Below are 26,885 nucleotides of genomic sequence, written 5' to 3'. Positions count from 1 at the left end.
CGGGCGGGGGGGCGGGGGGGGGGGGCGGGGGGGGGGCGGGGGGGGGGGGGGGGGGGGGGCGGGGGGGGGGGGGGGGGGGGGGGGGGCGGGGGGGGGGGGGGGGGGGGGCCCCCGGCGGCGGGGGGGGCCCGGCCCCCCCCCCCCCCCCGCCCGGCACTCGATGGGTGAGCCTTCTACGACCCGGCGCGCAGCACCGCCGCCACCACGGGGCCGGCCGCGTCGCCGCCGTGGCCGCCGGACTGGACGACCGCCGCTGCCGCGAGGTCGTCGCTGAAGCCGGTGAACCAGCTGTTGGACGTGCCCTGCCCGTCGACCTCGGCGGAGCCCGTCTTGGCGCCCTTGTCGCCGCCGACCGAGGCCATGGCGGCCTTGCCGGTGCCCCAGGAGGCGGTGGCCCGCATCATGGCGTTCAGCTGCCCGGTGACGTTCGGGGACAACGAGCGTGACGCGGTGGCGAGCTGACGGTCGTCCAGGGACTGCGGGACGATCACGGGCTGGCGGAATGTCCCGGTGCGGGCGGTCGCGGTGATGGACGCGATGTTGAGCACGTTCATCTGGACGGTGCCCTGGCCTATGTACTGGGCCGCGGCCACGCCGCCGCTCTCCTCGGGCACGCTCCCGTCGAACGAGACGACACCGGTCTTCCAGTCCAGGCCGATCCCGAAGACGTCACGGGCCTCCTTGGAGAGCGCGGTGTCGTCGTGCACGTCGTCGATCTTCTTGATGAAGGCCGTGTTGCAGGAGCGGGCGAAGCTCGTGGTGAACGTGTCCGAGTCCGGCAGCGAGAAGTACTTCAGGTTGTGGAAGGTGTTCCCCTGGTACATGACGTCCTTGGGGCACTCGACCGGGCGGGTCGCCGAGACGAGGCCCTTCTCGATGAGCATCGCGGCGGTCATGATCTTCAGCGTGGAACCGGGCGCCTGCTTGCCCTGCATCGCCGCGTTGAATCCCGTCGCCGGGTTGTTCGCGACGGCGCGGATCGACCCGGTGGACGGCCTGACGGCGACCACCGACGCCCCGCTGAACTGCTTGACCGCCTTCTCCGCCGCCGCCTGTGCGCCCGCGTCCAGCGTGGTCTGCAGCTTGCCGGGCTTCCCCTTGGCCAGGGTCAGCAGCGTCGTGTCCGGCAGCTGTTCGTCCGCCGGCTCGATCCAGGTCTCGATGCCCGGTGAGCCGCCGGTGGTGTCGCCGTACTTCTCGCGCAGGCTGTCCAGGATCGGCCCGAGCGACGGGTATGTCTCCTTGTCCAGCACCTTGCCGTTGTGGTCCACGGCCTCGATCGCCGCCGTCGACGACTCGCCGGTCTTCAGCGTGGCGCCCTCGGTCAGCTCCGGATGGATCACCGTGGGTTCCCAGTCGACGAGCGCCTTCCCGGTCGTCAGGCCGCGCACCACGGTCAGCTCGGAGGAGTACGACCAGGGCTTGCTCTTCCCCTCGTACGACACCGTCGCCTTCACCGTGTACGGCACCTTCGTGCCGACGGCGGGCCCCGGTGTGATCACGGCCTTGGTGACGTACGCGTCGTCGGCGTACCCGGCCAGCAGCGGCTCGGCGACCGCGTCGTTGTTCGTGAGCTGGGCGGCGGCCGGCGCGTCGCCGGACGCCCATGCATCGAGGAAGGCCTTGGCGGTCTCCTCGATCTCCTCCTTGCCCGGCGGCCCGGTCTTCACCTCGGATGACGCCGAGGCCGTCTCCGTGCCCCCGTCACCCCCCAGCACCACGTCGTACACGCCGTACCCGAGCCCTCCGGCCACCAGTACGAACACCCCGCCGACTATCGCGACCTTCGCTCCACTGCGCATCTGTGCAGTCCCCCTCCCCAGGAGGTCTCTTGAACGTGTTCAAGAGACGCTTCCCTGGGCACTTTACGGGACGCGAGGTGACTCTGAGGAGGTTGTTACCGGACCGCTACGCACTCCGAGAGAGCGCTTTCCGCCAAGTGGCGCCTTTCCGATGCGCGCCGGATCCCCCGCTACACCCAGGTGTCCAGCCACATCCGGTCGCGCCAGGAGGTGTCCGGGATCGAGGTGCCCGTGTAGAGCGGCCAGAAGTAGACGAAGTTCCAGACGATCAGCAGCACCAGCACCCCCGCCGCGATGGAGCCCAGGGTGCGTCTCCGGTCGCCCGTGGGGTCGGCCTTCTCCAGGCCCAGACGGTGTCTGGTGCCCGTGCCGGACGCCGGGCCCAGGAGGGCGCCGATCATCATCGTGACCGCCAGGCACAGGAACGGCACGAAGACGACCGCGTAGAAGAGGAAGATCGTCCGCTCCTGGTAGAAGAACCAGGGCACCCACCCCGCCGCCACGCCGCACGCGATCGCTCCCGCACGCCAGTCGCGGCGGAAGAACCAGCGCCACAGCACGTACAGCAGCGCCACGCACGCCGCCCACCAGAGCAGCGGGGTGCCGAGCGCCAGGACCTCGCGGGCGCACTTGCGCGTCTCCGAGGTGAGGCAGCCCGTCTGCTCCTCGTAGAAGTACGAGACGGGCCGGCCCAGCACGATCCAGCTCCACGGGTTGGACTGGTAGGTGTGGCCGGAGGTCAGGCCGACGTGGAACTCGTACACCTGGTACTCGTAGTGCCACAGGCTGCGCAGCCAGTCGGGGAGCCAGGTCCAGCTGCCGCCCTTGCCCTCCGTCGCCGCCCAGTTGCGGTAGTAGCCCTTGTCCGTGACGATCCAGCCGGTCCACGAGACGAGGTACGTGCCGATCGCGACGGGCACCGTGGAGACGAACGCGGGCAGCAGGTCCCGCAGGACCACGGCCCGGTACGGCTGCACGGCGCCCGCCGTGCGCCGCGCGCCGACGTCCCAGAGCACCGCCATCACAGCGAACGCGGCCAGGATGTAGAGCCCGTTCCACTTCGTGGCGAAGGCCAGGCCGAGCATCAGCCCGGCCGCGATCCGCCACGGGCGCCACCCGAGGCGGAGCGTTTCGGCGATGTGCGCGTCCGGCCGCAGGATCCCCTCCTCGTCGACCGGGAGCGCCGCGGCCAGCTTGCGGCGGGCCCAGTCGCGGTCGATGAGGAAGCAGCCGAACGCCGCGAGCACGAAGAACATCAGCACCAGGTCGAGCAGCGCGGTGCGGCTCATCACGAAGTGCAGCCCGTCCACGGCCAGCAGGGTGCCCGCGAGGCAGCCCAGGAACGTCGAGCGGAACAGTCGGCGGCCGATGCGGCACAGCATCAGGACCGAGACCGTGCCGAGCAGCGCCACCATGAAGCGCCAGCCGAACGGCGTGAATCCGAAGATCTGTTCACCGATCCCGATGATCCACTTGCCGACCGGCGGATGGACGACGTAGCCCGGGTCCACCGGGATGTCCACCGAGGACGGGTCCCTGAGGATCTGCTTGTCGATGTCCTTCGGCCAGGAACCCTCGTACCCCTGGTTGACCAGCGCCCAGGCGTCCTTGGCGTAGTACGTCTCGTCGAATATCACCGCCTTCGGGCTGCCCAGGTTCCAGAAGCGCAGCACTCCGGCCACCAGGGCGACCAGCAGCGGCCCGCCCCACGCGGACCAGCGCACCAGGCGGCCGGCGAGGGCCGGCGGCACGGCGAGCACGTTCCAGAACTGACGGCCGGGGCGGCTGTAGGGCGGCACCAGGCGCTCGCGCAGCCCCGTCTCGGGGCGTGGGGAATGGCCGAAGCGGCGCAGCCGCTGCTGCCAGGAAGGCAGCTGTTCGCCGGCATCGTCCCCGGCGTCGTTGCCCTGCTGGGCCTCGGGCGCAGTACTCGTCACCGCGCCATCGTAGGGAACGCATCTGTGCGAGTGGTGCCGCCCGTGCTGGGAGGATGGCCGATGTGACTGGAACGACTGGAACGCTCGTACTCGCAGGGACCCCCATCGGTGACGTCGCGGACGCCCCGCCACGGCTCGCCGCCGAGCTGGAGACGGCCGACGTGGTGGCCGCCGAGGACACCCGGCGGCTGCGCCGGCTCACGCAGGCGCTGGGAATCCACACGACGGGGCGTGTCGTGTCCTACTTCGAGGGCAACGAGTCGGCGCGTACGCCCGAACTCGTCGAGGCGCTGGCCGGCGGCGCGCGCGTCCTGCTCGTCACGGACGCCGGGATGCCGTCCGTCTCCGACCCCGGCTACCGTCTCGTCGCCGCCGCCGTGGAGCAGGACATCAAGGTCACCGCCGTGCCGGGGCCCTCCGCCGTGCTGACCGCGCTCGCGCTCTCCGCGCTGCCCGTGGACCGCTTCTGCTTCGAGGGCTTCCTGCCGCGCAAGGCGGGCGAGCGGCTCGGGAAGCTGCGCGAGGTCGCCGGCGAACGCCGCACGATGGTCTTCTTCGAAGCCCCGCACCGGCTGGACGACACCCTGGCCGCGATGGCCGAGGTCTTCGGCGCCGACCGCAGGGCCGCCGTGTGCCGGGAACTGACCAAGACGTACGAAGAGGTGAAGCGCGGCCCGCTGGGCGACCTGGCGGTCTGGGCGGCCGAGGGCGTGCGGGGCGAGATCACCGTCGTGGTCGAGGGCGCCACGGAGACCGGCGAGGAACTGGACGCCGACGAGCTGGTGCGCAGGGTGCAGGTGCGCGAGGAGGCGGGGGAGCGGCGCAAGGAGGCCATCGCGGCGGTCGCCGCCGAGGCCGGGCTGCCCAAGCGCGAGGTGTTCGATGCGGTGGTCGCGGCAAAGAACGCGGCCCGGACCGGCCAGGACCAGGGCAAAGGGCTAGCCTGAAAAGTAAAGCGCAAGCCGCGTACCGGGCCCTTCCCCCACGGATCGGCCAAAAGCGTTCCAATACTCGGCAGATCTGGTGCGCGGCCCCCGGGTGAGGGCGTCCACTTGAGGGTGGAACGCACCATCCGGAGTGCTTGTCCGGAGTGCTTGTCCATCGGACAAGAGGAGCAGGCATGAGCGAGATCGCGGCAACCACCGTGCACGAGGCGTACGCCTTCGCGTGCATGAGGTGTGGACACGGCTGGGAACAGGCGTACGAGATAGAGCACCACGTCGACGGCTCGGGCAAGGCCTTCGTCGTGTACAAGGCGGACGGGGAGCGGGTCCCCTCGCCGCTGTCCACCCCGACCTGCGCCAACTGCGGCGGCCATGTGGTCCGGATCATGCGCGCCGGCCGGGTCTCCACCGTCCAGCAACTGCTCCAGCACCAGAAGACCGTGCGCCCGGAGGCGGGGGCGGACCGGATCGCGGCCACCGCCGTGCCGTCCTCCGGGTCCGACGCCCACCACTGGCAGCTGGCCGATCTGCTGCGCCCCTTCCACCGGCGGTGAGCTCGCCCCACCGGCGGTGAGTCTCGCGCCCCTTCCACCGGCGGTGAGCTCGCCTCACCGGCGGTGAGCGGGGGCCCCGGCCCTCGTAGAGTCGTGGCATGAGCCGTACCGACGCCCCGCCGCTCCCCGAACCCCTCCGGGTTCCGGTCGCCGATTCCCACACCCACCTGGACATGCAGGACGGCACCGTCGAGGAGGGCCTCGCCCGCGCCGCCGCGGTCAACGTGACCGCCGTCGTCCAGGTGGGCTGCGACGTGAAGGGCTCGCACTGGGCCGCCGAGACCGCCGCCGCACACCCGTCCGTGCACGCCGCCGTGGCCCTGCACCCCAACGAGGCGCCCCGCATCGTGCACGGGGATCCCGAAGGCACGGCCCGCCAGGGGGCCCGCGAGCCCGGCGGGAAGGCGGCGCTCGACGAGGCGCTCGCCGAGATCGACGCCCTCGCCGCCCTCGCGCACGTACGCGCGGTCGGCGAGACCGGCCTCGACTTCTTCCGCACGGGCCCCGGGGGCGTCGCTGCGCAGGAGGAGTCCTTCCGCGCCCACATCGAGATCGCCAAGCGGCACGGCAAGGCTTTGGTCATCCACGACCGCGAGGCCCACGAGGACGTGCTGCGCATCCTCGCCGACGCGGGCGCGCCGGAGCGGACCGTCTTCCACTGCTACTCCGGGGACGCCGAGATGGCCCGGATCTGCGCGGCGGCCGGCTACTTCATGTCCTTCGCCGGCAACGTGACCTTCAAGAACGCGCAGCCGCTGCGCGACGCGCTGGCCGCCGCCCCCGCCGAGCTGGTGCTCGTGGAGACCGACGCCCCCTTCCTCACCCCCGCGCCGTACCGCGGACGGCCCAACGCGCCCTACCTCATTCCGGTCACGCTCCGTGCGATGGCCGAGGTGAGGGGCGTCGACGAGGACACCCTCGCCGCGGCCGTCTACGACAACACCGCGCGGGCGTTCGACTTCTGATCTGCCCGGCCCCCCACGCCGACACGTAGGGTGATCACACGACTTTGGGCGGTGACGGAACCTCGGCTATCGTGCCCGCGCATCGGGGTCGGCAGCCGGATCTCCTGGAGCGTCGTGGGCCATTCGCAGGGCAGTCACCGCGCACCGCGCGGCGCAGGGCGGACCGGTCGGGTCCCGGCGAGGGTGCCCGCCCCGGCTCCGCCGCGCTCCCTCCACGAGGAGCGGACGATCGTGGCCACACTGTGGGCGGGTCCGCTCCCGGTCCACGACCCGACGGTGCTGGACACCCCGCTGGTGCCCCCGCCGCCGCTGGTGCCCCCGCCTCCGGCGGTGCGCACGCGGCCCGCGGGGCACCGGGCGGTCCGACGGCACCGGAGCACGCCCGAGGGCCTGCGGCGGCTCGTCCCCCGCGCACTGGTCCTCGCCGTCCTGGCCGGCGGGACCGCCGCCTTCCTCACCCAGGACAAGGCCGTCCACGTCAGCGTCGACGGGACCTCGCGCACCCTGCACACCTTCGCGGACGACGTCGGTGAGCTCCTCGACGCGGAGGGCGTCACGGTCGGCGCCGGCGACACCGTCGCCCCCGCCCCCGCCACGGGGCTGGCCGACGGCGACGAGGTCACCGTCCGCCGGGAGACGCGCGCACCCGCGCCCGCGCCGGGTGGCGGGCCCAGGGCCCCGCGGCGGCCGTAGGCTTAACGGGTGAGCACCACAGAGCCCGACGCCCTCCTGGGCCCCGCAGACATCCGCGAGCTGGCCGCAGCGCTGGGCGTACGCCCCACCAAGCAGCGCGGCCAGAACTTCGTCATCGACGCCAACACGGTCCGCAGGATCGTACGGACCGCCGAGGTGCGGCCCGACGACGTGGTGGTCGAGGTGGGGCCCGGCCTCGGGTCACTGACCCTGGCCCTGCTGGAGGCGGCCGACCGGGTCGTCGCCGTGGAGATCGACGACGTGCTCGCGGGCGCCCTGCCGGCCACGGTCGCCGCCCGGCTCCCGGAGCGCGCGGACCGCTTCTCCCTGGTCCACTCCGACGCGATGCTGGTCACCGAGCTGCCCGGCCCGGCGCCGACCGCGCTCGTCGCCAACCTGCCGTACAACGTCGCCGTTCCGGTCCTGCTCACCATGCTGGAGCGCTTCCCCACCATCGAGCGGACGCTCGTGATGGTCCAGTCCGAGGTCGCCGACCGACTGGCCGCCCGGCCCGGCAACAAGGTCTACGGCGTGCCGTCGGTCAAGGCCAACTGGTACGCCGACGTCAAGCGCGCCGGGTCGATCGGCCGCACCGTCTTCTGGCCCGCGCCCAACGTCGACTCGGGGCTGGTGTCCCTGGTGCGGCGTACGGAACCGGTCCCCACCACCGCGACGAGGGCCGAGGTCTTCGCCGTCGTCGACGCCGCCTTCGCCCAGCGCCGCAAGACGCTCCGCGCGGCCCTGGCCGGCTGGGCGGGCTCCGCACCGGCCGCCGAGGCCGCCCTCACCGCCGCCGGGATCTCGCCGCAGGCACGCGGTGAGGCACTGACCGTCGAGGAGTTCGCCGCCATCGCCGAGAACAAGCCGGAGCCCTCCGCATGACCCGCAGCGTCACCGTCCGCGTCCCCGCCAAGGTCAACGCGCAGCTCGCGGTGGGAGCCCCCCGCCCCGACGGCTTCCACGACCTGGCCAACGTCTTCCTCGCCGTCGGCCTGTACGACGAGGTCACCGTCACCCCGGCCGACGCGCTGCGCGTCACCTGCTCCGGACCGGACGCCGGCCAGGTCCCGCTGGACGCCACCAACCTCGCGGCCCGCGCGGCGATCGCCCTGGCCGCCCGCCACGGCATCGCCCCCGACGTGCACATCCACATCGCCAAGGACATCCCGGTCGCCGGGGGCATGGCGGGCGGCAGCGCCGACGGCGCCGCCGCGCTGCTGGCCTGCGACACCCTGTGGTCCACCGGCGCGAGCCGGGAGGAACTCCTTGAGATCTGCGCCGAGCTGGGCAGCGACGTGCCCTTCAGCCTGGTCGGCGGGGCCGCGCTCGGCACCGGGCGCGGCGAGAAGCTCACCCCGATCGAGGTCGGCGGGACCTTCCACTGGGTCTTCGCCGTCGCCGACGGCGGGCTCTCCACCCCCGCGGTGTACGGCGAGTTCGACCGGCTCGCCGCCGGTACACGGGTGCCCGAGCCCGTCGCCTCCCCCGCCCTGCTCACCGCCCTGGGCAAGGGGGACACCACCGCGCTCGCCGAGGCCCTGTCCAACGACCTCCAGACCGCCGCTCTCTCCCTGCGCCCCTCGCTGGCCGACACCCTCGCCGTGGGCACCGCCGCGGGCGCCCTGGCCGCTCTGGTCTCGGGGTCCGGGCCGACGACGGCGTTCCTGACCGCCGACGAGGAGTCCGCGCGGACGGTCGCCGACGCCCTGCTGGCGTCGGGCACGTGCCGCAGCACGCGGGTCGCCCTGTCTCCCGCTCCGGGGGCCACCGCCGTCTGACCGCCGGTACTCAGACGGGAACTGAGTACGGTCGCGCTGCCGCCCCCCGGGTGCCCGGCGCGACCGTAGGCGCATGGGATCACCTGTTCGCGAACTGGCCGAGGCCACACCCGTCACCCGGGACCGCTACATCGACCTGCTGCGTGTCGTCTCGCTCGGCACGGTCGTCCTCGGCCACTGGCTGATGGCCGCCGTCACCAGCGAAGGGGTCGGCAACCTCCTCGCCGTCGTGCCGGGACTCCAACTGCTCACCTGGGTCCTCCAGATCATGCCGGTGTTCTTCTTCGTCGGCGGCTTCTCCCACGCCCTGTCCTACCGCTCCCTGCTGCGCAGGCGCCCGGAGGACTCCACGGCCTCGGTGTACCCGTCCTTCCTGCGCGCCCGCCTGCAACGGCTGCTGCGGCCCACCATGGTCTTCGTCCTCGTGTGGGGTGCGGCCGCGCTCGCCGTCCAGCTCCTCGGCGGTGGCGGCGGACTGACCGGTGTGACGCTGAGGCTGGTGACCCAGCCCCTCTGGTTCATCGGGATCTACCTGGCGATGGTCGCGTTCACCCCCGCCCTGCTCACGCTCCACGACCGCTACGGCTGGGGCGCGTTCGCCGCGCTCGCCGGAGCGGCGGCCGCGGTGGACCTCCTGCGGTTCGCCGCCGGCGTCCCGTACGTCGAGTTCCTCAACTTCGCCTTCGTCTGGCTCGCCGTGCACCAGCTCGGCTTCCTGCGGGCCGACGGCCGCATCCGCCGGCCCGCGCTCCTCGCCGGCGCCGGGCTCGCCGCCGTGGCGCTGGTGGCCCTCGGCCCGTATCCGCTCTCCATGGTCGGCATGCCCGGGGAGAAGATCAGCAACATGGCGCCCCCCACGCTCGCCCTGCTCGGTCACGGCCTCTGGCTGGTCGGAGCGGTCGAGCTGCTGCGCGCCCCCGGCGCCCGGCTGGTCGCCCGGCCCAGCGTCTGGCGCACGGTCGTGGCCGCCAACGGCGTCGCGATGACCGCGTTCCTGTGGCACCTCACGGCGATGCTCGGCGTGTACGGGGCGATGCTCACCCTCGGCCTCACGCTGCCCGAGCCGGCCACCGGCGCCTGGTGGGCGCAGGTACCGGTGCGGATCGCCGCCGCCGCCGCGGTCACCGTGGTCCTGGTCGCGGCCTTCCGCACGTTCGAACGCCCCGTCGGCGTCGTCCCCGGAAGAGGGTCGGGCGGAGCGGGCGCGGTCTCGGCGATCGGGGTGACCCTCGCCCTGCTGGGCGTGCTCGGCCTGTCCATGGTCGGATACGCGGGACTGCTGGAAGGACACACCGCGCTGCTGATCGCCTTCCACGTCAGCGCCCCGGCCGCCGTGGCCATGGCACTCGGCGGCTGGCTGCTGGTCGAGCGGGCCGGGCGGTGACGGCCGTGGGCAGCGGGAGGTGCCGCCCGCGTCAGCCCAGCTCCAGGCTGTCCCTCGCCAGCTCGTACGCCGGGAGCATCTCCTCGTGCTCCTGCGGGTCCAGTCCGCCCAGGTGCACCACGACCGGCCCCTCCGGCGTGGCGACCGCGAAGGCCCGCTCCGTCTTCGGCTCGTCCAGCAGCTCGCCGCTCACCGTGTAGGTCACCTCGGCGGCCGGCACCGGCCCCGCCTCGGTCTCCTCGTACGCGGCCTTCGACGCGTCCTGCGCGCCGGCCACGAAGTCCTCCAGCGCCGCGCGCGGGGTGGTGGAGGCGCCCTTGCCCTGCCAGACACGGATGTAGCCGATGTGGCCGGCCGGCTTGGCGTCGATCTCGCAGACCATCGTGGCCGAGCCCTGCCGGCCCAGCTCGGCGAACTCGGAGCCGGGATCGACGTCCACGGCCTCCGGCTTCCAGCCGGCCGCCAGGTCGAAGCTCACCGGCAGCTCGCAGGCCGATCCCGCGCCACCGAGCCTGGCGCCCTTCTCCGCAGCGCTCTTCGACGCCTTCGCGGGGGCGCTGTCCCCGTTCTTGCCCGCGTCGTTCCCGCCCGCGTCCGTGCCCGTGCCACCGGACGACGAGCAGCCCGCCAGCGCGGCCGCCGTCAGGATCGCCGGAACCAGTGCCCGTATCGCGCCACGCATCATGAAGTCCCCACCCCAGAGATGTTCCGGACCGCTCCGACCTGGGGTTACTCCCCATGATCGATCGCCGCACGCTATCGCACCCCGCGCGGCGACTACTCTGGGACGTCGAGCGGTCCCCGACGCAGGGATCCCCGAGGCAGGAGTGAAATGGCCGTCAATCTGGTCAATGTCGAGCAGGTCAGCAAGGTGTACGGCACCCGTGCCCTGCTCGACGGTGTATCCCTCGGGGTGTCCGAGGGCGACCGGATCGGCGTCGTCGGCCGTAACGGCGACGGCAAGACGACGCTCATCCGGATGCTCGCCAAGCTGGAGGAGGCGGACACCGGCCGCGTCACCCACAACGGCGGGCTGCGCCTCGGTGTCCTGACCCAGCACGATTCGCTGGACCCGCAGGCCACCATCCGGCACGAGGTGATCGGCGACCTCGAGGACCACGAGTGGGCGGGCAGCGCCAAGATCCGCGACGTCCTCACCGGGCTCTTCGGCGGCCTCGCCCTCCCCGGTTTCGAGCACGGCCTCGACACGGTCATCGCCCCGCTCTCCGGTGGCGAGCGGCGCCGGATCGCGCTGGCGAAGCTGCTCATCGCCGAGCAGGACCTGATCGTCCTCGACGAGCCGACCAACCACCTCGACGTCGAGGGCATCTCCTGGCTGGCCGGACACCTGCGGACCCGTCGCTCCGCACTCGTCTGCGTCACCCACGACCGGTGGTTCCTGGACCAGGTCTGCACCCGCATGTGGGACGTCCAGCGGGGCAGCGTCCACGAGTACGAGGGCGGCTACAGCGACTACGTGTTCGCGCGGGCCGAGCGGGAGCGGATCGCCGCGACCGAGGAGTCCAAGCGGCAGAACCTGATGCGCAAGGAGCTTGCCTGGCTGCGGCGGGGCGCCCCCGCCCGTACGTCCAAGCCGCGCTACCGCATCGAGGCCGCCAACGAGCTGATCGCCGACGTCCCGCCCCCGCGCGACACCAGCGAGCTGATGAAGTTCGCCAACGCGCGCCTCGGCAAGACCGTCTTCGACCTTGAGGACGTGACCGTCCAGGCCGGCCCCAAGACCCTCCTCACCCACCTCACCTGGCAGCTCGGCCCCGGCGACCGCATCGGCCTGGTCGGCGTCAACGGCGCGGGCAAGACCTCGCTGCTGCGGGCGCTCGCCGAGGCGTCCCGCAGCCAGGGCGACGTACAGCCCGCCGACGGGAAGATCGTCGTCGGCAAGACCGTCAAGCTCGCCTACCTCTCGCAGGAGGTCGCGGAGCTCAACCCCAACCTGCGGGTGCTCGAAGCGGTCCAGCAGGTGCGCGACCGGGTCGACCTCGGCAAGGGCCGCGAGATGACGGCCGGGCAGCTCTGCGAGCAGTTCGGCTTCGTCAAGGAGAAGCAGTGGACGCCGGTCGGCGACCTCTCCGGCGGTGAGCGGCGGCGGCTGCAGATCCTGCGCCTGCTGATGGACGAGCCCAACGTCCTCTTCCTCGACGAGCCCACCAACGACCTGGACATCGAGACCCTGACCCAGTTGGAGGACCTCCTCGACGGCTGGCCCGGATCGATGATCGTGATCTCCCACGACCGGTTCTTCATCGAGCGGACCACGGACAAGGTCATGGCGCTCCTGGGCGACCGGGCGCTGCGGATGCTGCCGCGCGGCATCGACGAGTACATCGAGCGCAGGCAGCGCATGGAGGCGACGGCCACGCCCGCCTCGGCCGCCGCGTCCTCCGCGCCCAAGGCGGCGCCGGCCGAAGCCGTTTCGCCGCAGGCGGCGCGTGCCGCGAAGAAGGAGCTGCAGAAGGTCGAGCGGCAGCTCGACAAGATGTCGACCAGGGAGACCACGCTGCACGCGCAGATCGCCGACAACGCCACCGACTTCGCGAAGGTCGCCGAGCTCGACGCCGAGCTGCGTGAACTGGTCGCGGAGCGGGACGTGTTGGAGATGCGCTGGCTGGAACTGGCCGAGGACGCCTGAGGGACGGCGGGTGGCGGGGACGAGGACCGCTCCGCCGGTGTGACCGTGCGGACCATGTCCGTCCAGCTCCCGAAGCGGATGAGCGCGGACGAGGACGAAGCGGATCAGCGCGGACGAGGACGAAGCGGAGGAGGCGGGCACCGCGGTGCCCGCCTCCGGCCCGTAGTCACCGGAACCCGGTTCCGGTGAAATGAGCTCCTTGCGGGACGAGTTGACGTGGCTTGGGGAAACGCGGCCGGGCCGGGCCCCGACAGGTGCGTAACGGAGGCATCACGGCCCGGTTCTCCCTTGGGAACAGGGGATGGACCGCACCGGTGCCCGGTGCGGTGCGGGTGGTACAAAGAAGCCCCGCTCGACTGTCGTAACGCCGCGGAAGCCATGCCCGATTCGCTCCTTTCCGGGGGGAATTCAGAGATCTCTCCTACGTGATCCTCTGAGCCCAGCGGAATCGCGGGGGAGACCGGAACGGGCACCGGACCGCACGAAGGGGGACGTGCTGATGACCCAGCCGCCCAGCCAGCAACCGCCGCAGGGGGGCTTCGGGGCTCCGCAGGATCCGCAGGGCACTCCTCAGCCGCCGTCCCAGCCGCCGTCACCCCCGGCGGCTCCGCCGCAGATGCCGCCGGGGCCCCCGCAGACGCCGCCCCCGGCGACGCCGCCCCCCGCGCAGCCGGGCTACGGCTACCCGCAGACCCCCGGCGCGCAGCCCGGATACGGCTACCCCCAGGGCCCCGGACAGGCGGCCCCCGGCCCGTACGGCGGCCAGCAGCCCGGCCCGTACGGCGCCCCCGCGGGCCCGTACGGCCAGCAGCCCGGCCCGTACGGCGGACAACAGCCCGGCCCGTACGCCCAGCAGCCCGGTCCGTACGGCGGCCAGCAGCCCGGTTACGGCTACCCGCAGCAGCAGTACCCCGGGGCGCCCACCCCCGGCGGCACCGGCGGCGGCCCCTTCAAGGGCAAGCCCGCCGTCATCATCGGTGCGGCGCTCGCCGCGCTCCTCGTCATCGGCGGAGGCGTCTTCTTCGCGGTGAGCGGCGGTGACGACGACGTGAAGAAGCCCGTCTCCAAGTCCAGCAGCGGCGCCGTGGACCCGAGCGGCTCTCCCAGCGTCGACCAGGGCGACGGCAAGGGCGACGGCCGCGAGGCCGACGACGACCTGAACGCCGGGCGCAAGGCGGGCGAGGCGAAGGTCCTCTGGCTGACGAAGAACGATGTCGACCTGCCGCGCAACGGCGCGGACGTGTACGGCCCGTGGATCGTCGGGGACACGCTCGTCAAGGGCATGTACCGCTCGCTCATCGGCTATTCGGTGGCCGACGGCAAGGAGAAGTGGAAGCTGCCGCTGTCCACCGACCTGTGCGCGGCACCAGGGACGGCCACCGCCGACGGCAAGATCGTCATCGGTGTGCAGAACGGCACCACGGACAAGTCCACCTGCGCCGATCTGCAGATGGTCGACCTCAACACCGGCAAGGCCGGCTGGAAGAAGTCGATCAAGAAGAACGGCAACTTCGACCTGCTGTCCGACATCGGCATCGCGATCAGCGGAGACACCGTGGCCGTCGGCCGCACGAGCAACTCCAACGGCTACCGGGTCAGCGACGGCAAGGAGCTGTTCGGCAACCCGTCGAGCGGCTGCAAGCCGTTCGCCTTCGCCGGCGGCCCGAAGCTGATCGCCGCCGCCAGCTGCCCCACCAAGTACGGGGAAGACCCGCAGAACCAGATCCAGGAGATCGACCCGACCACCGGCAAGGCCAAGTGGACGTACCAGCCCAAGGTGGGCTGGGAGGTCGACAAGGTCTACTCGGTGAACCCTCTCGTCGTCTCGCTGACCCATCGGGAGGACAAGAAGTGGGGCATCCTCGCGCTCAAGGAGGACGGGTCACTCCGCTCCCAGCTGATCAGTGACAAGGGGGACAAGCTCTCCGTCGACTGCGGCGGCGGCTTCGTGATCTTCGGCGGACAACTGGAGGGCTGCACCGGTCTCGCCGCCGATGCCAACACCTTCTACATGATGACCGAGGACGACACCAGCGGATCCGCCCGCACCAACAAGGTCATCGCGTTCGACCTGAACACCGGCAAGACCAAGTGGAAGGCGGCGGCACCCGCCGAGCGCACCATGAAGCCGCTGCGCATGGAGGGCGGCAACGTCCTGGTCTACCTGGAGCCCTCGTACGACAAGGGCGGCGCGATCGCGACGATCGCCCCGACCGGCGGTGCGCCCAAGGTGCTGTTGCAGCACCCGGACTCGACGACCGGGATAGAGAACTTCTTCTCTTCCCAGGTCGTCTACGAGGGCGGCCGTTCCTTCGTCGTCAGCAACCGCGTCAGCGCGAGCAACGACGAGGAAGAGATGGAACAGACGACCATGATGGCCTTCGGCAAGTGACGGCCGACGACGGCAGCAGCAGCCCCTCCTTCTCAGACTCCGCAGAGGTACGTACGCCATGACCCAGCCGCCCCAGCCGCCCAACGAACCGCCCCAGGGCGGGTTCGGTGCCCCGCAGGACCCGCCGCCCGGCGGATTCGGCGCGCCCACCCCGCCGCCCTCCGACCCGTTCGGCAAGCAGCCCCCGGCGGCGCCGCCCACCCCGCCCGCGGGTGGCTACGGCAGCCCGCCCACCCCGCCGGCCGGTGGCTACGGCAGCCCGCCGCCCCCGCCCGCCGGTGGCTACGGCGCACCGCAGACGCCCCCGCCCGGGCAGCCGCCGCAGAACCCCGCGTACGGCTACCCCCAGGCGCCGCCTCCCGGGCAGCCGCCGGCGCAGCCCGGATACGGCTTCCCGCAGGGACCGCCCGGACAGCCCGGCATGCCTCCGCAGGGGTACGGATACCCGACCGCGCCGATGCAGCCGCAGTACGGCCCCCAGCCGGGCGGCGGCAAGAAGTTCAGCACCCAGATGCAGATCATCGTCGCCGCGGCCGTGGCCGTGGTGCTGATCGTCGGCGGCGGGATCTTCTACGCCTCCACCAGTGGTGACGACGACGGCGGCAAGCAGGGCCAGGCGTCCTCGGCCGGAACCGACGGCGGCGAGGGCAAGGGCGGCGAGGGCGACGGCCTGGCCGGCGGCACCGAGAAGGCCCCGGCCGACACCAAGTCCGAGGTCGGCTTCCAGCTGCCCCACCCGAAGGTCACCGACACCACCGTCGTCGAAGGATCCTGGGTCACCGACAAGGCGTACGTGAAGACCGGGGTGAACGAGGTCGTCGGCTACGACCTCGCCAAGGGCACCAAGCTCTGGGCGATCCCGCTCAAGGGCCAGGTCTGCGCCGCGTCACGGCACATGACCAAGGACCACAGGACGGCCATCGCCTTCGAGGAGGGCAAGGCCACCGCGGAGGACAAGTACCCCTCCTGCAACCAGGTCGGCGCGCTCGACCTGGCCACCGGCAAGCTCCTGTGGAGCAAGTCGGTCACGTCGGCGTCCAGCGGTGACGAGCCCGTCAGGTTCGACGAGGTCACGGTCAGCGGCTCCACGGTCGCCGCGGGCGGCACCAGCGGCGGCGCCGCCTTCGACATCGCCGACGGCGCCGAACTCTGGAAGCCGAAGGCGGACACCAACAACTGCTTCGACATGGGCTACGGCGGCGGCGACGCCCTCGCCGTGGTCCGCAGGTGCGGAAGCTTCGACGAACCGCAGCTCACCATCCAGGCGCTGGACCCGGCCACCGGCGCACCGCTCTCCACGTACACCATGCCGGCCGGCGTCAAGTACGCGGGCATCGTGTCCACCAAGCCGCTCGTGGTCGCGGCCAACGTCGGCGACACCGCCGACGACGGCAGCGCCGTCTCGGACTTCTTCTCCATCGACGCGGCCACCGGCAAGCTCAAGGTCCGCATCTCGGCCGATGCGGACAAGTACGCGGGGGAGTGCGGTTCCACCGAGGTGGAGAAGTGCGCCTCCCTGGTCGTCGGCAACAACAAGCTCTACGTGCCGACCGAGGACCACGAGGGCGAAGGCGAGTACGGGAACACCAACGAGATCGTCGCCTTCGACCTCGACACCGGCAAGCTCGTCGGAGGCAGGGCGGACGCGGGCGACAAGTACAGCCTGATCCCGCTGCGCATGGACGGCTCCAACGTCATCGCGTACAAGAAGCCCCCGTACGACAAGGGCGGCCAGATCGTCTCCATCAACGGCTCGACGTTCGAGCAGACCGTGCTGATGGTCAACCCGGACGACGAGGCGATCCGTGACGCGGAGGGCACCTTCTCCACCAGCTACGCGGAGTTCCGATACGAGAAGGGCCGGCTGTTCATCTCCGAGGGGATGGTCAGCGAGCCCAGCAAGTCCGGTTCGCTGGACGACAAGCAGTACCTCGTCGTCTCCTTCAGCACCGTCTGACCCGCCCCGGCCCCGCTCCCGGGGCCACCACCGACGGCCCTGCCGGTTGATCATCCGACCGGCAGGGCCGGTCGTTTTCTGACGGGCAAGTAGCCCTGAATGACGCAGAATTCGGCATTCTGGGGGGCTTCTGCCCAGTAGGGGGCGCGCAGCGTCGAACAAGCGTGTAACTTGCCGGGTCAGAGGGGCCGGGGGGCCTGTTCAGGGTTACGCAGCGGTACCGCTGTACACATGGGGGCTTTTCCGATGGGCGTGCGGCTCATGGTGGTCGATGACCACCGTCTGCTCGCCGAGGCACTCGCCTCGGCACTGAAACTCCGGGGGCACCGCGTGCTCGCCGCCGCCGCGCCGACGTCCGGGGCCGCGGAACTGGTCGTCAGCAGAGCGCCCGAGGTGTGCCTGTTCGGCACGGCGGCACCCGCCGAACCCGGCGTGTTCGACCCGATCGTGCGGATCGGACGCGAGCGTCCGCAGGTGGCCGTGGTGGTGCTCGGCCCGGTGCCGTCTCCGCGCGGCATCGCGGCGGCCTTCGCCGCGGGGGCGGCCGGCTACGTCCGGCACGACGAACGCATCGAGGGCGTCGAACGCGCGATGATCAAGGCCCGTGCGGGGGAGGCCGCGATCGCCCCGCAGCTGCTGCGGGGCGCCTTCGCCGAGCTGCTGCACCCGGCGGCCCAGCCGGACGACGAGGGGCAGCGGCTGCTGCGCCTGCTGACCCCGCGGGAGGTCGAGGTGCTGGTGCGGGTCGCCGAGGGCGAGGACACCCGGCTGATCGCGGCGGGGATGGGGATCGCGCCGAGCACCGCGCGGACGCACGTGCAGCGGGTGCTGATGAAGCTGGGCGTCGGATCCCGCCTGGAGGCGGCCGCGCTCGCCGCCCGTACGGGGCTGCTCGACCGGGCGGGAACGCCGCAGGGGCCGGACGGCCTCGCGTGAACGCGTGATCGCCGGCCCCCGCTGGGTGGTGCCGGTCAGCCTTCCGGCGTGCCGGGGGTCTCGTTCGGGACCTGGACCGGGCGCAGCTTCATCCAGATGAGGAAGAAGAGCCCGAGCGCCAGCATGGCCAGGCCGGTCCACAGGTTGATGTGGACGCCCTCGGCCTTCTTCAGGTCGGCTTCGGACGGGCTGATGCCGGCGATGGTGACGATCACTCCGTAGACCACGAAGAGACCGCCGATGATCCGCCGGATGTCGAAGAGCCGGGCCGCGGTCGCGGACTTGCGCTCCAGCTCGGAGACTTCCTTGTGCAGGTCGGACATGGTGAGTGCCTCCGATCAGAGCGAGTAGGGCAGGTAGCAGAGGGTGGCGAGGACGATGGCGCCCCAGCCCAGCAGCGCGGGCTTGCGGTACCAGGCGCTGTCGCCCTCGTCCGGGGCTTCGTCGGCGTCCGGGGACTCCGTCCCGTAGACCAGACCGGCCAGCTGGGCCTCCGGCTTGGGGGCGGTGAACAGGGTGACCGCGACCATGACGACCGCACCGGCGACGAATCCGACGATGGCGGAGACGAAGTTGGCGCCCTGGTCGGACGGGATGTCGATGATGCCCTGCTTGTAGATGACGAAGTAGTTGACCATCGCGGCGGTGGTGCCCGCCAGCAGGCCCCAGACGCCCGACTTCATCGAGGCGCGCTTCCAGAACATGCCGATGATGAAGACGACGAACAGCGGGACGTTGAAGAACGAGAACAGCGTCTGCAGGTACGTCATGATGTTGGAGAAGCTGGCCGCGATGAACGCCGTGCCGATCGAGGCCAGCACACCCACCGCGGTGATCAGACGCCCGAACCTCAGGTAGTACGCGTCCGGCTGGTCCTTCTTCACGTACCGCTGCCAGATGTCCGTGGTGAACACCGTGTTGAACGACGACACGTTGGCGGCCATACCGGCCATGAACGCGGCCAGCAGACCGGTCACCGCGATGCCGAGCACACCGTTGGGCAGGAGCTCCTGCATCAGCAGCGGAATGGCGTCGTTGTACGTGAGGTCCGAGCCGGGTGTGCCGATCTTGGGCACGATCACGGCGGCGACCAGGCCGGGGATCATCACCACGAAGACGATGAAGATCTTCGGGAAGGCGGCGATCAGCGGGGTGCGCTTGGCGGCCGAGAGGTTCTTCGCGGACAGGGCGCGCTGCACCTCGGCGAAGTTGGTGGTCCAGTAGCCGAAGGAGAGCACGAAACCGAGGCCGAGGATGATCGTCAGCCAGTTGGCGCCGAGCGGGTTGGCGTCACCGATGCCGGTACCGCCCCAGGCGGTCATGAAGTCGGCGCCGTGCTGCTTCTCCAGCGAGCCGCTCAGGCCGTCCCAGCCGCCGACGCGCTTGAGGCCCAGCAGGGTGATCGGGATCAGTGCGGCGAGGATGACGAAGAACTGCAGCACCTCGTTGTAGATCGCCGAGGAGAGACCGCCGATGGTGATGTAGATCAGCACGAAGAGGCCCGCGACCACGATCGCGACCCACTGCGGCCAGCCGAGGAGCGCCTCCACGACGATCGACAGGGCGTAGAGGTTCACGCCCGCGATCAGGATCGCCGAGAAGGCGAAGAGTATGGAGCTCAGCAGGTGCGCCGACTTGTCGAAGCGGTGCAGCAGGAACTCCGGTACGGAGCGGACCTTCGACCGGTAGTAGAACGGCATCATCACCAGGCCCAGGAAGACCATGGCGGGGATGGCGCCGATCCAGTACCAGTGGACGACCGCGACGCCGTACTGCGCGCCGGTCGCCGCCATGCCGAGGATCTCGGTCGCCCCGAGATTCGCGGCGACGAAGGCCAGACCGGTCACCCAGGCGGGCAGCGAACGGCCGGACAGGAAGAAGTCGAGGCTCGTCTTCACACTGGCCCGGGCGGCGAAGCCGATGCCGAGCACCACGACGAAGTAGATCGCCAGGATTGTGTAATCGAGCCCGTTCGTGGGGAGCCGGAGCCCTTCGGCCAGATATTGCATGGGGGGTACTCGCTTCGTTGCGCGAACTGAACCCGTCGGAACCTACGCCTTTGTGTTCAGAAACTGAACAGGTTGCATCACGTTCTTTGTTTGATCGTGATCGCACAGGGTGGAATGTCTGCTTATGAGCCGCCTTTGGGCACAGGCATCCCACAGGACTCGGCGCCATTGACTGTCATGTTGAGTTGTGATTTGTTATGTGCGGTTATGTTTGGAGGGCGTCAAATGGAGGACCCTGGTGAAGAAGACGGTTACGACCCTCGCCGACGGCCGTGAGCTGATCTACTACGACTCCGCGGACGACACCGTCCGCGACGCCGTCGACCGCCGGCCGCTGGATGCCGTCTCGACGTCCTCCGAGGTCCGCCGCGACCCCCTCCTCGGCGACTCCGTCGCCATCGCCTCGCACCGCCAGGGACGCACCTACCACCCGCCGGCCGACGAGTGCCCGCTCTGCCCCTCGCGGGAGGGCCGGCTCAGCGAGATCCCCGACGCCGACTACGACGTCGCCGTGTTCGAGAACCGCTTCCCCTCCCTCGCCGGCGACTCCGGCCGCTGCGAGGTCGTCTGCTTCACCTCCGACCACGACGTGTCCTTCGCCGGCCTCACCGAGGACCAGGCCGCCCTCGTCCTGGAGGCCTGGACCGACCGCACCGCCGACCTCGCCGAGCTCCCGCAGGTCACCCAGGTGTTCTGCTTCGAGAACCGGGGCGCCGAGATCGGCGTCACCCTCGGCCACCCCCACGGGCAGATCTACGGCTACCCCTTCGTCACCCCGCGCACCGAGCAGATGCTCCGCTCCATGGAGACCCACCGCGCGGAGACCGGCCGCAACCTCTTCGACGACGTCGTCGCCCGCGAGCTGGCCGACGGGTCCCGGATCGTCCTGGAGGGCGAGCACTGGGTCGCCTTCGTGCCGTACGCCGCGCACTGGCCCTACGAGGTCCACCTCCACCCGCGCCGCCGCGTCCCCGACCTCCGGGAGCTCGACGCGGGCGCGCGGACAGAGTTCCCACAGATCTATCTGGAACTCTTGAGGCGATTCGACCGGATCTTCGGCCCCGGCGAGCCGCCCACCCCGTACATCTCCGCCTGGCACCAGGCCCCCTTCAGGGTCCCCGGCCGTGAGGAGTTCGGGCTGCACCTGGAGCTCTTCACCATCAGGCGGACCACCGGCAAGCTGAAGTTCCTCGCGGGCTCCGAGTCCGGCATGGGCGTGTTCATCAACGACGTGCCGCCGGAGGCCGCGGCCCAGCGACTGCGAGAGGTAGCGAGCGAGTGAGCAACACCGGCAAGAAGTACCTGGTGACGGGCGGCGCGGGATACGTCGGCAGCGTCGTCGCCGCCCACCTGCTGGAAGCCGGTCACACCGTGACCGTCCTGGACGACCTGTCGACCGGCTTCCGCGAAGGCGTCCCCGCGGGCGCCGGGTTCATCGAGGGCCGCATCCAGGACGCCGCCCGGTGGCTGGACCCCTCCTACGACGGAGTGCTCCACTTCGCCGCCTACTCCCAGGTCGGCGAATCCGTCACCGACCCCGAGAAGTACTGGGTCAACAACGTCGGCGGGACCACCGCCCTCCTCGCCGCCATGCGCGACGCCGGGGTGCGCACCCTCGTCTTCTCCTCCACCGCCGCGACCTACGGCGAGCCGGTCTCCAGCCCCATCACGGAGACCGATCCCACCGCCCCCACCAGCCCCTACGGCGCCACCAAGCTCGCCGTCGACCACATGATCACCGGCGAGGCGGCCGCCCACGGCCTGGCCGCGGTCTCCCTGCGCTACTTCAACGTCGCCGGCGCCTACGGCAGCTGCGGCGAGCGCCACAGCCCCGAGTCCCACCTCATCCCGCTGGTCCTCCAGGTCGCGCTCGGGCAGCGCGAGTCGATCTCCGTGTACGGCGACGACTACCCGACCCCGGACGGCACCTGCGTACGCGACTACATCCACGTCGCCGACCTCGCCGAGGCCCATCTGCTGGCCCTGCAGGCGGCCACCGCGGGCGAACACCTCATCTGCAACCTGGGCAACGGCAACGGCTTCTCCGTCCGCGAGGTCATCGAGACCGTCCGCCGGGTCACCGGCCACCCGGTCCCCGAGACCCCGGCACCCCGGCGCGGCGGCGACCCGGCCGTCCTCGTCGCCTCCGCCGCCACCGCCAGGGAGCGGCTCGGCTGGAAGCCGTCGCGCGCCGACCTGGACGCCATCGTCGCCGACGCGTGGACGTTCGCCCGCCGAGAGGAGCCCACCGCACCATGACCGACAACGCCGAGCTCACCGCCTCCTTCACCGAGCTGTACGGGACCGCCCCCGAAGGGATCTGGGCCGCACCCGGACGGGTGAACCTGATCGGTGAGTACACCGACTTCAACGACGGCTTCGTCATGCCGCTCGCCCTTCCGCACCACGCCCGCGCCGCCGTCGCCCGCCGCGCCGACGGACTGCTGCGCCTGCACTCCACCGACGTACCCGGCGGAGTCGTCTCCCTGCGCGTCGACGAACTGGTCCCGCACTCGGGCCACGGCTGGGCCGCCTACCCGGCCGGTGTCGTCTGGGCGCTCAGGGAGGCGGGGCACCCGGTGACCGGCGCGGACATCCAGCTCACCTCCACCGTGCCCGTCGGAGCCGGCCTCTCCTCCTCGGCCGCCCTGGAGGTCGTCACCGCGCTCGCCCTGAACGACCTCTTCGAGCTGGGCCTGAGCGCCCCGGAGATCGCCGTGCTCGGCCAGCGCGCGGAGAACGCCTTCGTCGGCGTGCCCTGCGGCGTCATGGACCAGATGGCCTCGGCGTGCTGCACCGAGGGCCACGCCCTGCACCTCGACACCCGCGACCTCACCCTTCGCCAGGTCCCCTTCGACCTGGCCGCCCACGGGCTGCAGCTGCTCGTCGTCGACACCCGGGTCAAGCACGCCCTGGGCGACGGCGCGTACGCGGAGCGCCGGGCCGGCTGCGAGGCGGGAGCCCGGGCGCTGGGCATCGGCACGCTCCGCGACCTTCCGTACGAGGGCCTGGACGCCGCGCTGAAGACCCTCGCGGCGGCGGGTGAGGACGAGTCGGTCGTGCGCTACGTCCGCCACGTGGTGAGCGACAACCACCGGGTGGAGCAGGTCATCGCGCTGCTCGACGCGGGCGACGTGCGCGCCGCGGGCCCGGTGCTCAACGAGGGGCACGTCTCGCTCCGCGACGATCTGCGCGTCTCGTGCCCTGAGCTGGACCTCGTCGTCTCCACGGCGAACACCGCCGGGGCGCTCGGGGCCAGGATGACCGGCGGCGGCTTCGGCGGCTCGGCGATCGTCCTGGTGGAGGAGGCGATGGCGGACACCGTCGCCAAGGCCGTCTCCGAGGCGTTCAGCTCAGCGGGTCACGCCGCCCCGGGAGTCTTCCCCGCGGTTCCTTCGGCGGGTGGCCGGCGGCTCGCTCCAGCTGCTTGACCAGGATGAACTCCGCGACACCGGGCGGGTAGTCCTCGACCGCGCCGACCACCTCGTACCCCTGCTTCCGGTAGAAGTCCGGGGCCTGGAAACCCCAGGTCTCCAGCCGGGAGCGGGTACAGGCCCGGTCGTCGCGGGCGAGGCGCTCGGCCTCGGCCAGCAACCGCGCGCCGAGGCCGAGCCCGCGATGGCGGGCCTCGACCCAGAGCAGGTCGACGTGGAGCCAGTAGGCCCAGGTCCGCCCGCTCAGCCCCCCGGCCAGGGCCCCCTGCTCGTCCAGGAGCCAGACCTCCAGCGGCACCTCCTGCTCGGCGGAGGTGGAACGCAGGGCACGCAGCTCCGGAGATCCGTCCCAGTTGTCGTCGTGCAGCCGACGGCCCAGCAGAATACGACGTTCCTTGTCTACTTCTGTCTCAAGACGGAACATGGACAACACCCTAAACACCTTGGACGGTCAGTTCCGCGAATCGCCTTCCGCCGCCCACCGCCGCCCGTACGCTGATGCTCAGCACCGGTGGGGGCCGGTGCCGTTTCAGGGGACGAGACAGTCGGACACGACGCCCGGAGCGGGTGGCACCCGGCGTACGGCGGCGGCCGTGCGCCGGTGGATCACCGGAGCGCTCCGGGCGCCGTGTCCGCAGGGTCCGTCCTCGTCGGGGCCGGCCACGAACGGGGCGCCCCAGGAGTTCACACAGCATGGGGGTGTCTGTGGCTCGTATCCGGGTTCTGGTGGTCGACGACCACCGCATCTTTGCCGAGTCGCTCGCGGCGGCCCTCGCCGCCGAACCGGACGTCGACGTGTCCGCGGCGGGCAGCGGTCCCGCCGCGCTGCGCTGTCTGGAACGCGCGGCCGTCGAGGGGCGCCGTTACGACGTGATGCTGGTCGACGCCGAACTGGGTGCCCTCGCCACGGGCGGGGCCCGCACGGTTCCCGCGCCGCGCGCCGCCCCGGACGCCGGGGACGGAAGCGGCCCGGTGGACGGCATCTCGCTGGTGGCCGGGGTGCGCGCCGGCCGCCCGCACATCCGCACGGTGGTGCTCGCCGAGAAGGACGACCCGCGCCGGGCGGCGGCGGCTCTGCAGGCCGGAGCCTCGGGCTGGGTCGCCAAGGACTGTTCGCTGCAACGGCTGCTGACCGTCATACGGGGAGTGCTGCGCGACGAGACGCATCTGCCGCCCGCCCTGCTGACCGGTGTGCTGCGGGAGCTGACGGCGGCCCGCAAGCACCGCACCGAGAGCGAGCAGCTCGTGGAGTCGCTGACTCCGCGCGAGCGCGAGGTGCTGCGGTGCATGGTGGCGGGTCTGGGCCGCAAGGCGGTCGCGGAGAGGCTCTTCCTGTCCCCGCACACGGTGCGCACCCACATGCAGAACGTGCTGGGGAAACTGGGCGTGCACTCGACCCTGGCGGCCGTGGCCCTGGCCCGGAGGGCCGGGGTGGGTCCTGCCCCGCTATCCGGGGATGTTGTCGAACGGGGCGGTCAACTGGCGTAGCAGCCCAGCCAGTTCGGAGCGCTGCTGGCGGGAGAGCTCGCCCAGGATGGCCCGCTCCTGGTACAGCAGGCCGGCCAGCGACTGGTCGGCCTTGTCGCGGCCCAGGTCGGTCAGCCGGACGAGGACGCCGCGCCGGTCGCTCGGGTCGGGCAGCCGCTCCACCAGGTTCTTCTTGGTCAGCCGGTCGATGCGGTTCGTCATCGTGCCCGAGGTGACCAGCGTCTGGGTGAGGAGCTGGCCGGGGGAGAGCTGGTAGGGGGCGCCGGCGCGGCGCAGCGACGTCAGGACGTCGAACTCCCAGGGCTCCAGCTGGTGCTCCGCGAAGGCGATTCTGCGGGCCCGGTCCAGATGCCGGGCCAGACGGGAGACGCGGCTCAGGACCTCGAGTGGTTCCACGTCGAGGTCGGGGCGCTCGCGGCGCCATGCAGCGACCAGTCGGTCGACCTCGTCCTCCATGTCGATCAGTGTAGAGGTTCCCTCGACATGAAGTCTCTTGAATTCAAGTCTCTTGACATCAAGATATACGGGTGGTGATCCTGGTGGCATGACAGCACCCGTCTGGGACCCCCACCAGTACCTCCGCCACGCCGGCCACCGCACCCGCCCCTTCCTCGACCTCCTGGCCCGGACCGGACCCCTCCCGCACGAACCCGCGCCCCGGATCGCCGACCTCGGCTGCGGCGCCGGCAACGCCACCGCCGTCCTCACCGACCGCTGGCCCGCCGCCCGCGTCACCGGCTACGACAACTCCCCCCAGATGCTGGAACGCGCCCGCACCCACGCGGGCCCCCTGCTCGACTTCACCGAGGCCGACGCCACCACCTGGGAGCCCTCCGAGACGTACGACCTCATCGTCTCCAACGCCCTGCTCCAATGGGTCCCCGGCCACACCGCCCGGTTCCCCCACTGGCTGGGCGCCCTGAACCCCGGCGGCACCCTCGCCTTCCAGGTCCCCGGCAACTTCGACGCCCCCAGCCACACCCTCATGCGCGAACTCGCCGGATCCCCCCGCTGGCAGGAGCGCCTCGGCGGCCTCCTGCGCCACGGCGACGCCGTGCACACCCCCGCCGGCTACCTGGAACACCTCACCGCGCCCGGACGGACCGTCGACGTCTGGGAGACCACCTACCTGCACCTGCTCCAAGGGGAGGACGCCGTCCTGGACTGGGTCAAGGGCACCGGCCTGCGCCCCGTCCTCGACGCCCTCGCCGACGACCCGGAGGCCCGTGACGCCTTCCTCGGCGAGTACCGCGACCTGCTCCGCACCGCCTATCCGGCGGGCCCGCACGGCACGGTCTTCCCGTTCCGCCGGATCTTCGCGGTGGCCCGCACGGCGGGGTGAGCGCCGCGGCCGGACGTCACAGTGCGTCGAGGGCCTCCGCCGAGATGTCGAGGTCGACGGGGAACGGCACACCCGTCTTGAGCCGGTCGTGATGGATGCCCGTCAGCGCGTACGCCTTCGTCACCGGATCCAGTTCGTAGACCCGCACCACCGGGTGCCGGTCGGTGCCGGTCATCTCCACCAGCCAGAAGTGCTCGATCCCGGCGGTCGCGTACTTGTGCGGCTTCGTCTCGCGGTCCCGGGCCTCGGAGTCGGGTGAGACCACCTCGACGGCGAGAACCACGTCCGCCGCCTCGAAACGGGTGAGCTCCCGCCCGGTGACCGCTTCCGCCCGGACGACGGACACATCCGGCTCCGGGGCGTTGCGCCGGTCGAGTGCCACGGTCATCTCGCGTACGACCTTCAACTCGCGGGGCGAACCGCTGCGCAGCCCGTAGGTCAGCAGGTCGATCATGCGGCTGTGAAAAATGCGCTGCGGACTCACGAAAACCAGGCTCCCGTCGAGCAACTCCGTGTGCGGCGGGAGATCGGGCAGCGTGAACAGGTCGTCCACGGTGTATCCGTCCTGCGGGGGCACCGGCCAGCGGCTGCTGTGCCCGGTGGTCGGCTCGGCGGTCATG

The 26,885-nt window shown here is 71.5% G+C and carries 23 protein-coding genes and 1 pseudogene; 16 read left to right on the top strand and 8 right to left on the bottom strand.

Annotation, left to right across the window (positions count from 1 at the left end; all coding sequences use genetic code 11):
* Window positions 1-173 precede the first annotated feature (173 nt).
* Both ACIRJR_RS30320 and ACIRJR_RS30315 read right to left on the bottom strand, forming a co-directional pair.
* The gene (locus tag ACIRJR_RS30320; RefSeq protein WP_403786473.1) at window positions 174-1,802 is read right to left on the bottom strand and encodes a penicillin-binding transpeptidase domain-containing protein; all 1,629 of its coding nucleotides are present in this window, start codon (window positions 1,800-1,802) and stop codon (window positions 174-176) included.
* 170 nt (window positions 1,803-1,972) lie between these two features.
* Window positions 1,973-3,739, bottom strand: coding sequence for a dolichyl-phosphate-mannose--protein mannosyltransferase (locus ACIRJR_RS30315; RefSeq protein ID WP_403786471.1), 1,767 nt, complete (start codon window positions 3,737-3,739; stop codon window positions 1,973-1,975).
* Between the two features lie 53 nt (window positions 3,740-3,792).
* Here ACIRJR_RS30315 and rsmI point away from each other — a divergent pair, with 53 nt between their 5' ends.
* The 7 genes from rsmI to ACIRJR_RS30280 all read left to right on the top strand — a co-directional run bounded on the left by rsmI (window position 3,793) and on the right by ACIRJR_RS30280 (window position 10,057).
* Entirely contained in the window at window positions 3,793-4,686 is an 894-nt protein-coding gene (gene rsmI, locus ACIRJR_RS30310) for a 16S rRNA (cytidine(1402)-2'-O)-methyltransferase (RefSeq protein WP_403786469.1), read from the top strand.
* Window positions 4,687-4,859: 173 nt separating this feature from the next.
* Window positions 4,860-5,237, top strand: a complete 378-nt coding sequence (locus ACIRJR_RS30305; protein ID WP_403786467.1) for a hypothetical protein — start codon at window positions 4,860-4,862, stop codon at window positions 5,235-5,237.
* Between the two features lie 98 nt (window positions 5,238-5,335).
* Complete coding sequence (locus ACIRJR_RS30300) at window positions 5,336-6,202, top strand: TatD family hydrolase (protein WP_403786465.1); 867 nt, start codon at window positions 5,336-5,338, stop codon at window positions 6,200-6,202.
* 231 nt (window positions 6,203-6,433) lie between these two features.
* Window positions 6,434-6,895 (top strand): ubiquitin-like domain-containing protein, encoded by a 462-nt coding sequence (locus ACIRJR_RS30295; protein WP_403786463.1) that lies wholly within the window; start codon window positions 6,434-6,436, stop codon window positions 6,893-6,895.
* A gap of 9 nt (window positions 6,896-6,904) precedes the next feature.
* Window positions 6,905-7,777 carry a 16S rRNA (adenine(1518)-N(6)/adenine(1519)-N(6))-dimethyltransferase RsmA gene (rsmA, locus tag ACIRJR_RS30290; protein ID WP_403786461.1) on the top strand — a complete coding sequence of 291 codons (873 nt, stop codon included), beginning with the start codon at window positions 6,905-6,907 and terminating at the stop codon, window positions 7,775-7,777.
* Complete coding sequence (locus ACIRJR_RS30285; protein ID WP_403786459.1) at window positions 7,774-8,673, top strand: 4-(cytidine 5'-diphospho)-2-C-methyl-D-erythritol kinase; 900 nt, start codon at window positions 7,774-7,776, stop codon at window positions 8,671-8,673. Before rsmA ends, ACIRJR_RS30285 begins: the two co-directional genes overlap by 4 nt.
* Window positions 8,674-8,746: 73 nt before the next feature.
* Window positions 8,747-10,057 carry an acyltransferase family protein gene (locus ACIRJR_RS30280; protein ID WP_403786457.1) on the top strand — a complete coding sequence of 437 codons (1,311 nt, stop codon included), beginning with the start codon at window positions 8,747-8,749 and terminating at the stop codon, window positions 10,055-10,057.
* 31 nt (window positions 10,058-10,088) lie between these two features.
* Here ACIRJR_RS30280 and ACIRJR_RS30275 read toward each other — a convergent pair whose 3' ends face one another.
* On the bottom strand, window positions 10,089-10,742 hold the full coding sequence (locus ACIRJR_RS30275) for a lipoprotein (RefSeq protein WP_403786455.1): 654 nt from the start codon (window positions 10,740-10,742) through the stop codon (window positions 10,089-10,091).
* A gap of 147 nt (window positions 10,743-10,889) precedes the next feature.
* Between ACIRJR_RS30275 and ACIRJR_RS30270 the strand changes: the two genes are divergently transcribed.
* The 4 genes from ACIRJR_RS30270 (at window position 10,890) to ACIRJR_RS30255 (ending at window position 17,992) form a co-directional block, all read left to right on the top strand.
* Window positions 10,890-12,707, top strand: a complete 1,818-nt coding sequence (locus ACIRJR_RS30270) for an ABC-F family ATP-binding cassette domain-containing protein (RefSeq protein WP_403786453.1) — start codon at window positions 10,890-10,892, stop codon at window positions 12,705-12,707.
* A 499-nt stretch (window positions 12,708-13,206) separates the two neighbouring features.
* Window positions 13,207-15,099 (top strand): PQQ-binding-like beta-propeller repeat protein, encoded by a 1,893-nt coding sequence (locus ACIRJR_RS30265; RefSeq protein ID WP_403786451.1) that lies wholly within the window; start codon window positions 13,207-13,209, stop codon window positions 15,097-15,099.
* A 58-nt stretch (window positions 15,100-15,157) separates the two neighbouring features.
* On the top strand, window positions 15,158-17,056 hold the full coding sequence (locus ACIRJR_RS30260) for a PQQ-binding-like beta-propeller repeat protein (RefSeq protein ID WP_403786449.1): 1,899 nt from the start codon (window positions 15,158-15,160) through the stop codon (window positions 17,054-17,056).
* A gap of 246 nt (window positions 17,057-17,302) precedes the next feature.
* On the top strand, window positions 17,303-17,992 hold the full coding sequence (locus ACIRJR_RS30255) for a LuxR C-terminal-related transcriptional regulator (RefSeq protein WP_403786497.1): 690 nt from the start codon (window positions 17,303-17,305) through the stop codon (window positions 17,990-17,992).
* 35 nt (window positions 17,993-18,027) lie between these two features.
* Here ACIRJR_RS30255 and ACIRJR_RS30250 read toward each other — a convergent pair whose 3' ends face one another.
* Both ACIRJR_RS30250 and ACIRJR_RS30245 read right to left on the bottom strand, forming a co-directional pair.
* Complete coding sequence (locus ACIRJR_RS30250; protein WP_403786447.1) at window positions 18,028-18,315, bottom strand: hypothetical protein; 288 nt, start codon at window positions 18,313-18,315, stop codon at window positions 18,028-18,030.
* Between the two features lie 15 nt (window positions 18,316-18,330).
* Complete coding sequence (locus ACIRJR_RS30245) at window positions 18,331-20,001, bottom strand: sodium:solute symporter family protein (protein WP_403786445.1); 1,671 nt, start codon at window positions 19,999-20,001, stop codon at window positions 18,331-18,333.
* A 238-nt stretch (window positions 20,002-20,239) separates the two neighbouring features.
* Between ACIRJR_RS30245 and galT the strand changes: the two genes are divergently transcribed.
* From galT to galK, 3 genes are read left to right on the top strand one after another with little or no spacing between them, the layout of a single operon-like run.
* Window positions 20,240-21,283, top strand: a complete 1,044-nt coding sequence (gene galT, locus ACIRJR_RS30240; protein ID WP_403786443.1) for a galactose-1-phosphate uridylyltransferase — start codon at window positions 20,240-20,242, stop codon at window positions 21,281-21,283.
* A complete protein-coding gene (gene galE / locus ACIRJR_RS30235; protein WP_403786441.1) occupies window positions 21,280-22,260 on the top strand; it encodes a UDP-glucose 4-epimerase GalE in 981 nt (326 codons plus the stop codon). The genes galT and galE overlap by 4 nt, the downstream gene beginning before the upstream one ends.
* On the top strand, window positions 22,257-23,432 hold the full coding sequence (gene galK, locus ACIRJR_RS30230; protein WP_403786439.1) for a galactokinase: 1,176 nt from the start codon (window positions 22,257-22,259) through the stop codon (window positions 23,430-23,432). Before galE ends, galK begins: the two co-directional genes overlap by 4 nt.
* On the opposite strand, the pseudogene ACIRJR_RS30225 reads toward galK, so the two are convergent.
* Window positions 23,422-23,859, bottom strand: a pseudogene (locus ACIRJR_RS30225) (GNAT family N-acetyltransferase); the annotation flags it as partial. The gene galK and the pseudogene ACIRJR_RS30225 sit on opposite strands and share 11 nt — an antisense overlap.
* Before the next feature lie 269 nt (window positions 23,860-24,128).
* Here ACIRJR_RS30225 and ACIRJR_RS30220 point away from each other — a divergent pair.
* Complete coding sequence (locus ACIRJR_RS30220; protein WP_403786437.1) at window positions 24,129-24,923, top strand: LuxR C-terminal-related transcriptional regulator; 795 nt, start codon at window positions 24,129-24,131, stop codon at window positions 24,921-24,923.
* On the opposite strand, the gene ACIRJR_RS30215 is transcribed toward ACIRJR_RS30220, so the two are convergent.
* On the bottom strand, window positions 24,882-25,379 hold the full coding sequence (locus tag ACIRJR_RS30215) for a MarR family winged helix-turn-helix transcriptional regulator (protein WP_403786435.1): 498 nt from the start codon (window positions 25,377-25,379) through the stop codon (window positions 24,882-24,884). The two genes, ACIRJR_RS30220 and ACIRJR_RS30215, sit on opposite strands and share 42 nt — an antisense overlap.
* An 88-nt stretch (window positions 25,380-25,467) precedes the next feature.
* On the opposite strand from ACIRJR_RS30215, the gene ACIRJR_RS30210 reads away from it, so the two are divergent.
* The gene (locus ACIRJR_RS30210; RefSeq protein WP_403786433.1) at window positions 25,468-26,265 is read left to right on the top strand and encodes a trans-aconitate 2-methyltransferase; all 798 of its coding nucleotides are present in this window, start codon (window positions 25,468-25,470) and stop codon (window positions 26,263-26,265) included.
* Between the two features lie 16 nt (window positions 26,266-26,281).
* On the opposite strand, the gene ACIRJR_RS30205 is transcribed toward ACIRJR_RS30210, so the two are convergent.
* Window positions 26,282-26,884, bottom strand: a complete 603-nt coding sequence (locus ACIRJR_RS30205) for a Uma2 family endonuclease (RefSeq protein WP_403786495.1) — start codon at window positions 26,882-26,884, stop codon at window positions 26,282-26,284.
* Between the last annotated feature and the right edge of the window lies 1 nt (window position 26,885).

This window comes from Streptomyces sp. NPDC102402 (assembly GCF_044765765.1).
GTDB lineage: Bacteria > Actinomycetota > Actinomycetes > Streptomycetales > Streptomycetaceae > Streptomyces.
Note: the sequence above shows the minus strand (reverse complement) of the source record. Positions and strands in the feature narration are given on the sequence as shown.

Bases quoted from the DNA above. Each gene is read 5' to 3' on its own strand.
- ACIRJR_RS30320 (WP_403786473.1), bottom strand. From the start codon at position 1,802: ATGCGCAGTGGAGCGAAGGTCGCGATAGTCGGCGGGGTGTTCGTACTG.
- rsmI (WP_403786469.1), top strand. From the start codon at position 3,793: ATGGCCGATGTGACTGGAACGACTGGAACGCTCGTACTCGCAGGGACC.
- ACIRJR_RS30305 (WP_403786467.1), top strand. From the start codon at position 4,860: ATGAGCGAGATCGCGGCAACCACCGTGCACGAGGCGTACGCCTTCGCG.
- ACIRJR_RS30300 (WP_403786465.1), top strand. From the start codon at position 5,336: ATGAGCCGTACCGACGCCCCGCCGCTCCCCGAACCCCTCCGGGTTCCG.
- ACIRJR_RS30285 (WP_403786459.1), top strand. From the start codon at position 7,774: ATGACCCGCAGCGTCACCGTCCGCGTCCCCGCCAAGGTCAACGCGCAG.
- ACIRJR_RS30280 (WP_403786457.1), top strand. From the start codon at position 8,747: ATGGGATCACCTGTTCGCGAACTGGCCGAGGCCACACCCGTCACCCGG.
- ACIRJR_RS30275 (WP_403786455.1), bottom strand. From the start codon at position 10,742: ATGATGCGTGGCGCGATACGGGCACTGGTTCCGGCGATCCTGACGGCG.
- ACIRJR_RS30270 (WP_403786453.1), top strand. From the start codon at position 10,890: ATGGCCGTCAATCTGGTCAATGTCGAGCAGGTCAGCAAGGTGTACGGC.
- ACIRJR_RS30265 (WP_403786451.1), top strand. From the start codon at position 13,207: ATGACCCAGCCGCCCAGCCAGCAACCGCCGCAGGGGGGCTTCGGGGCT.
- ACIRJR_RS30260 (WP_403786449.1), top strand. From the start codon at position 15,158: ATGACCCAGCCGCCCCAGCCGCCCAACGAACCGCCCCAGGGCGGGTTC.
- ACIRJR_RS30255 (WP_403786497.1), top strand. From the start codon at position 17,303: ATGGGCGTGCGGCTCATGGTGGTCGATGACCACCGTCTGCTCGCCGAG.
- ACIRJR_RS30250 (WP_403786447.1), bottom strand. From the start codon at position 18,315: ATGTCCGACCTGCACAAGGAAGTCTCCGAGCTGGAGCGCAAGTCCGCG.
- ACIRJR_RS30245 (WP_403786445.1), bottom strand. From the start codon at position 20,001: ATGCAATATCTGGCCGAAGGGCTCCGGCTCCCCACGAACGGGCTCGAT.
- galK (WP_403786439.1), top strand. From the start codon at position 22,257: ATGACCGACAACGCCGAGCTCACCGCCTCCTTCACCGAGCTGTACGGG.
- ACIRJR_RS30220 (WP_403786437.1), top strand. From the start codon at position 24,129: ATGGGGGTGTCTGTGGCTCGTATCCGGGTTCTGGTGGTCGACGACCAC.
- ACIRJR_RS30215 (WP_403786435.1), bottom strand. From the start codon at position 25,379: ATGGAGGACGAGGTCGACCGACTGGTCGCTGCATGGCGCCGCGAGCGC.
- ACIRJR_RS30210 (WP_403786433.1), top strand. From the start codon at position 25,468: ATGACAGCACCCGTCTGGGACCCCCACCAGTACCTCCGCCACGCCGGC.
- ACIRJR_RS30205 (WP_403786495.1), bottom strand. From the start codon at position 26,884: ATGACCGCCGAGCCGACCACCGGGCACAGCAGCCGCTGGCCGGTGCCC.